Source organism: Stenotrophomonas sp. GD03654 (assembly GCF_029845105.1).
GTDB classification, from domain to species: domain Bacteria; phylum Pseudomonadota; class Gammaproteobacteria; order Xanthomonadales; family Xanthomonadaceae; genus Stenotrophomonas; species Stenotrophomonas africana.
This window is the reverse complement of sequence record NZ_JAOCLC010000040.1, coordinates 38,540-45,100: the sequence shown is the minus strand read 5'-3', so window position 1 is coordinate 45,100 and position 6,561 is coordinate 38,540. Positions and strand designations below refer to the sequence as shown.

Genomic DNA, 6,561 nt, shown 5'->3' with positions numbered 1-6,561 from the left:
CCGCTCTGGCTCTGGCTCTGGCTCTGGCTTTGGCCGTTGCCGTTGCATTGAGCAGGTGCAGGGCTGCAAGCCCTGCCGAAACACCACCAACCATGACTGCAGTCACTTGCCCGGACGCGCCGCGCTGGCGAAAGTCGAGAAGTTGACGTGATCGGTCCGGCCCGTTGCCAACCGCACGCAAGCGAGAGAGAGAAACGCTGTGCAACGACGTGAGTTCCTGGCTTTTTCCGGTCTGGGCCTGGCGGGCCTGCTGCTGCCGCATTCCCGTGCCATCGCCGCCGAGCAGCTGCTCGCCCCGGTCGATACCGTCCAGCGCAGGCGCCTGGCGGACGTAGCGCTCGCCGCCGCACGCACGGCCAAGGCCAGCTACTGCGATGTGCGCATTGGCCGCTACCTCAACCAGTCGGTCATCACCCGCGAACACCAGGTCGGCAATGTGACCAACCGCGAATCGTCCGGCGTGGGCGTGCGGGTGATCGTCAACGGCGCCTGGGGCTTCGCTGCAACCCATCAGCAGACCGAAGCCGCCGTGCGCGCTGCGGTCGAGCAGGCGGCGGCCATCGCCCGCGCCAACGCCGGCATCCAGACCCGGCCAGTACAGCTGGCGCCAACGCCGTCGGTGGGTGAGGTGCGCTGGCAGACGCCGGTGCGCAGGAACGCGATGGCGGTGCCGATCCAGGACAAGGTCGAGCTGCTGTTGGCGCTCAATGCCGCCGCGCTGAATGCGGGCGCCGACTACATCAATTCCACCCTGTTCCTGGTCAACGAACAGAAGTACTTCGCCTCCAGCGACGGCTCGTTCATCGACCAGGACATCCATCGCATCTGGCTGCCATTCACCGCCACTGCCATCGACAAGGCCAGCGGCAAGTTCCGCACCCGCGCCGGCCTGTCCTCGCCGATGGGCATGGGCTATGAATTCCTTGATGGCGATGCGCGCGGCAAGGTGCATCTGCCCGGTGGCATCACCGCCTACCGCGACTCCTACGACCCGGTCGAGGACGCCATCGCCGCCGCCCGCCACGCGCGCGAGAAACTGAAGGCGCCGTCGGTGAAGCCCGGCAAGTACGACCTGGTGCTGGACCCGTCCAACCTGTTCCTGACCATCCACGAGAACGTTGGTCACCCGCTGGAGCTGGACCGCGTGCTCGGCTACGAAGCCAACTACGCCGGCACCAGCTTCGCCACCCTGGACAAGCGCGATGCCGGTTTCCGCTGGGGCAGCGACATCGTCACCTTCTTCGCCGACAAGACCCAGCCCGGCAGCCTCGGTGCGGTCGGCTACGACGACGAAGGGGTGAAGACCCAGCGCTGGGACCTGGTGCGCGACGGCATCCTGGTCGACTACCAGGCCACCCGCGATGAAGCCCATATCCTCGGCCGCGATGCATCGCATGGCTGCAGTTACGCCGATTCCTGGTCCAGCGTGCAGTTCCAGCGCATGGCCAATGTCTCGCTGGCGCCGGGCAAGCAGCCGCTCAGCGTCGAGGACATGATCAAGGACGTGGAGAACGGCATCTACATCCACGGCCGGGGGTCGTATTCGATCGACCAGCAGCGCTACAACGCGCAGTTCGGCGGCCAGCTGTATTACCAGATCAAGGACGGAAAGATCGCCGGCATGGTCGAGGACGCGGCCTACCAGATCCGCACGCCGGAGTTCTGGAACGCGTGCACTGCCATCTGCGACGAACGTGACTTCCGCCTGGGTGGTTCGTTCTTCGACGGCAAGGGCCAGCCCGGCCAAGTCTCGGCGGTCTCGCACGGTTCGTCCACCACCCGCTTCAACGGCATCAACATCATCAACACCGCGCGCAGTCTCGGCGCTTGAGCCACCCATCCTTCGACATGGAGAGCAGCCTTGCAAAGACGTGACTTCCTGGCCCTGACCGGGCTTACCGCGGGCGGGCTGATCGTGCCCTCCTTCTTCGGCAAGGCGATCGCCGCCGAGCAGCTGCAGAGCACGCTGGACCTGGGGCTGAAGAAGCGGCTGGCCGATGCGGCGCTGGCCGCCGCCCGCCAGGCCGGCGCCACCTACTGCGACGTGCGTATCGGCCGCTACCTGCGGCAGTTCGTGATCACCCGCGAGGACAAGGTGCAGAACGTGGTGAACACCGAGTCCACCGGTGTTGGCATCCGCGTGATCGTCAACGGTGCCTGGGGCTTTGCCGCCACCAATGCGCTGGGTACGGCCGATGTGGCCCGGGCCGCGCAGCAGGCCGCAGCGATCGCCAAGGCCAATGCCGGCGTGCAGACCGCACCGGTGCAGCTGGCCAAGGCGCCGGGCGTGGGCGAGGTGAGCTGGCGCACGCCGATCCGCAAGAATGCGATGGAGGTGCCGATCAAGGACAAGGTGGGCCTGCTGCTGGACGTCAACGCCGCGGCGATGGGCGCCGGCGCCAGCTTCGTCAACTCGATGCTGTTCCTGGTCAACGAGCAGAAGTACTTCGCCTCCACCGATGGCTCCTACATCGACCAGGACGTGCACCGCATCTGGGCACCGATGACGATCACCGCCATCGACAAGTCCAGCGGCAAGTTCCGTACCCGCGAAGGCCTGTCCTCGCCGATGGGCCTGGGCTACGAGTATCTGGACGGCGCAGCTGCCGGCAAGGTGGTCAGCCCGAATGGCGTGGTCAACTACAGCTCTTCCTACAACATGAAGGAAGACGCCATCGCCGCTGCCAAGCAGGCGCAGGAGAAGCTGAAGGCACCGTCGGTGAAGCCGGGCAAGTACGATCTGGTGCTCGACCCGTCGCACACCTGGCTGACCATCCACGAGTCGATCGGCCACCCGCTGGAACTGGACCGCGTGCTCGGCTACGAAGCCAACTACGCCGGCACCAGCTTCGCCACCCTGGACAAGCGCGAACAGCATTTCCAGTACGGCAGCGAGCTGGTCAACATCTTCGCCGACAAGACCCAGCCGGGCAGCCTCGGCGCGGTGGCGTACGACGATGAAGGCGTGAAGTGCAAGCGCTGGGACCTGATCAGCAACGGCAAGCTGGTGGACTACCAGACCATCCGCGACCAGGCCCACATCCTCGGCAAGACCGAGTCCGACGGCTGCTGCTATGCCGACTCGTGGTCCAGCGTGCAGTTCCAGCGCATGGCCAACGTGTCGATGGCACCGGGCAAGAAGCCGCTGAGCGTGCCCGACCTGATCAAGGACGTGGAGAACGGCATCTACATCATCGGTGACGGTTCGTTCTCGATCGACCAGCAGCGCTACAACGCGCAGTTCGGCGGCCAGCTGTTCTACGAGATCAAGAACGGTCAGATCACCCGCATGCTGGAAGACGTGGCCTACCAGATCCGCACGCCGGAGTTCTGGAATGCCTGCACCGCCGTGGCCGACGAGCGTGACTACCGCCTCGGCGGTTCGTTCTTCGACGGCAAGGGCCAGCCGGGCCAGGTCTCGGCGGTCTCGCACGGTTCGTCCACCGCGCGCTTCAACGGCATCAACGTCATCAACACCGCACGCAGCCTCGGCTGATCGGTCAGGAGCCCTTACACCATGAGTATCTTCACCGAAGCCCAGGCCAAGGCCATCCTCGACAAGGTCATTGCCCTGTCCAAGGCCGACGAATGCACCGCCGTGCTGGCGGGTTCGATCAACGGCAACATCCGTTTCGCCCTGAACAACGTTTCCACCAGTGGCATCGTCGACAACACCGAACTGGCGGTCACCGTCGCCTTCGGCAAGCGCGTCGGCACGGCCTCGATCAACGAGTTTGACGACGCAGCGCTGGAACGCGTGGTGCGCCGTGCTGAAGACCTGGCACGCCTGGCCCCGGAGAACCCGGAGTTCATGCCGGCCATCGGCAAGCAGAGCTACCGCGCCAGCCCGACCTTCAGCGAATCCACCGCTGCCATCGATCCAGCCTTCCGTGCCAAGGTCGCCGCCGATTCGATCGCCCCGTGCCGTGGCCACGGCCTGATCGCCGCCGGTTTCCTTGAAGACGGCCAGGGCTTCCAGGCCACCGCCAACAGCAACGGCAACTTCGCCTACCAGCGCACCACCAACTTCGATTACACCTGCACCGTGCGTACCGAAGATGGCCGCGGTTCGGGCTGGGTCGGCCGCAACCTGAAGGATGCGGCGGACTTCAAGGCCGACCAGGACATCCGCATCGCCATGCGCAAGGCCACCGAATCGGCCGAAGCCAAGGCGCTGGAGCCGGGCAAGTACACGGTCATCCTGGAGCCCGCCGCGGCCGCCGGCCTGATCAGCTTCATGATGAACTTCTTCAGCGCACGCTCGGCCGATGAAGGCCGCAGCTTCCTGTCGAAGAAGGGCGGCGGCAACAAGCTGGGCGAGCAGGTCTACGACCCGCGCGTGACCATGATTGCCGACCCCTGGCATCCGGATGCACCGGTGCTGCCGTGGGACAACGAAGGCATGCCGCGCGAACGCATGGCGATCATCGAGAACGGCAGGATCGCCAACCTCGACTACTCGCGCTTCTGGGCGCAGAAGCAGGGCAAGACCGCCAAGGCCACGCCGGGCAACCTGCTGATGAGCGGTGGCGACAAAAGCACCGCCGAGCTGGTACGCGGCACCCAGAAGGGCATCCTGGTCACCCGTACCTGGTACATCCGCATGGTCGACCCGCAGACCGTGCTGCTGACCGGCCTCACCCGCGACGGCACCTTCTACATCGAGAACGGCCAGATCAAGCACCCGGTGAAGAACTTCCGCTTCAACGAGTCGCCGGTGATCATGCTCAACAACATCGAAGAGCTGGGCAAGCCGGTGCGCGTGGCCGGCGATGAATCCAGCTACGTGATGATGATCCCGCCGATGAAGCTGCGCGATTTCACCTTCACCTCGTTGTCCGACGCGGTCTGATGGATCGCCGGGCGTGCCTGCGCTGGTTGGCCGCTGCCGCTTCGGCGGCGGCGCTGCCGGCCTTCGCGCAGGCAGGCCCGCGCAGTTCGCGCTACGACTTCTGGTTCACTCGCCTGCAGTACGACTCCGGTGACTGGGACGTGGACGCGCGCATGCCGTCCAACCTGATCACCTCGCTGATCGACTACACCTCGCTGCGCGTGGACCCGCAGGAACACGTGGTGGCGCTGGCCGACCCGCGCATGCTGGAAGCGCCGTTCTGCTACCTGGCCGGGCACACGCTGGTGGAGTTCAACGCCGCCGAGCGGCAGAACTTCGTGCGCTATGTGCGCAATGGCGGCTTCGTCTTCGTCGACGACTGCAACCACGATATCGACGGCCTGTTCGCCACCTCGTTCGAGGCGCAGATGGGCCGCCTGTTCGGTCCCAGGGCACTACAGAAGCTGCCCAACAGCCACCCGCTGTACCGCAGCTTCTTCCGCTTCCCCGATGGCCCGCCCGCCACCAGCTTCGAACTCAACGGCTGGGGCGACGACCTGGTGCACGACTACCTGAAGGGTATCGAGGTCGATGGCCGCCTGGGGCTGCTCTACAGCAACAAGGACTACGGCTGCGAGTGGGACTACGACTGGCGCAACAAGCGCTTCCTGGCCGAAGACAACACCCGCTTCGGCGTCAACATCGTGATGTACGCGTTGAACAATTGATAGGACCTGCACGCCCATGACCTCCCCCGACCTCGATTCCCTGCTGCCGCGCCTGCACGATCTGCGCGCTGCGCTCGCACGCGCGGTGGTTGGCCAGAACACCGTGGTCGAGCAGCTGCTGATCGGCCTGCTGGCCGGCGGCCATTGCCTGCTGGAAGGTGCGCCCGGGCTCGGCAAGACCCTGCTGGTGCGCTCCCTGGGCCAGGCGCTGGAACTGCAGTTCCGGCGCGTGCAGTTCACCCCGGACCTGATGCCCAGCGACATCCTCGGCACCGAGCTGCTGGAAGAAGACCACGGCACCGGCCATCGCCATTTCCGTTTCCAGCAGGGCCCGATCTTCACCCACCTGCTGCTGGCCGACGAACTCAACCGCACCCCGCCCAAGACCCAGGCCGCACTGCTGGAAGCGATGCAGGAGCGCACGGTCAGTTACGCCGGCACCACCTATGCACTGCCGGCGCCGTTCTTCGTGCTGGCCACGCAGAACCCGATCGAGCAGGCGGGCACTTACCCGCTGCCGGAAGCGCAGCTGGACCGCTTCCTGCTGCACGTGCTGGTGGATTACCCCAGCGAGGACGAAGAGCGGCAGATCCTGGAGCAGACCACCGGCGGCGCCACCGACGCGGTGCCGAAGGTGATGGATGCCGAAGCGGTCATCGCACTCCAGGCCGCGGTGCGCCAGGTGCACGTCAGCCCCGATGTGCTGGCCTGGATCACCCGCCTGGTACGCGCCAGCCGTCCGGGCGACGGCGCGCCGGCCGCCATCAACCAATGGGTGAAATGGGGCGCCGGCCCGCGTGCCGGGCAGTCGCTGGTGCTGGCCGCGAAGGCCCGTGCGCTGCTGCAGGGCCGGTTCGCCGCCACCCGCGAGGATGTGCAGGCACTGGCCGCGCCGGTGATGCGCCATCGCCTGCTGCTGTCGTTCGCCGCCGAGGCCGAGCAGAAGCGTGCCGACGACGTGGTCGCCGCCCTGCTGCAGGCCGTGCCGTTCCCGGGTTGATT

General features: G+C 66.1%; 5 protein-coding genes. All 5 read left to right on the top strand.

Annotated elements, in window-relative coordinates:
• Positions 1 to 199 precede the first annotated feature (199 nt).
• Genes N5J73_RS15180 through N5J73_RS15160 form a run of 5 tightly spaced genes read left to right on the top strand, consistent with a single transcriptional unit; the run spans position 200 to position 6,559 of the window.
• A complete protein-coding gene (locus tag N5J73_RS15180) occupies positions 200 to 1,831 on the top strand; it encodes a TldD/PmbA family protein (protein ID WP_049449239.1) in 1,632 nt (543 codons plus the stop codon).
• Between the two features lie 30 nt (positions 1,832 to 1,861).
• Positions 1,862 to 3,496: a TldD/PmbA family protein gene (locus tag N5J73_RS15175; RefSeq protein ID WP_088480140.1), complete on the top strand. Its 1,635-nt coding sequence runs from the start codon at positions 1,862 to 1,864 to the stop codon at positions 3,494 to 3,496.
• A gap of 21 nt (positions 3,497 to 3,517) precedes the next feature.
• Positions 3,518 to 4,852 (top strand): TldD/PmbA family protein, encoded by a 1,335-nt coding sequence (locus N5J73_RS15170; RefSeq protein WP_049448321.1) that lies wholly within the window; start codon positions 3,518 to 3,520, stop codon positions 4,850 to 4,852.
• Entirely contained in the window at positions 4,852 to 5,559 is a 708-nt protein-coding gene (locus N5J73_RS15165) for a DUF4159 domain-containing protein (protein ID WP_049448319.1), read from the top strand. The genes N5J73_RS15170 and N5J73_RS15165 overlap by 1 nt, the downstream gene beginning before the upstream one ends.
• Positions 5,560 to 5,575: 16 nt before the next feature.
• The gene (locus tag N5J73_RS15160; RefSeq protein WP_049448317.1) at positions 5,576 to 6,559 is read left to right on the top strand and encodes a MoxR family ATPase; all 984 of its coding nucleotides are present in this window, start codon (positions 5,576 to 5,578) and stop codon (positions 6,557 to 6,559) included.
• Positions 6,560 to 6,561 lie beyond the last annotated feature (2 nt).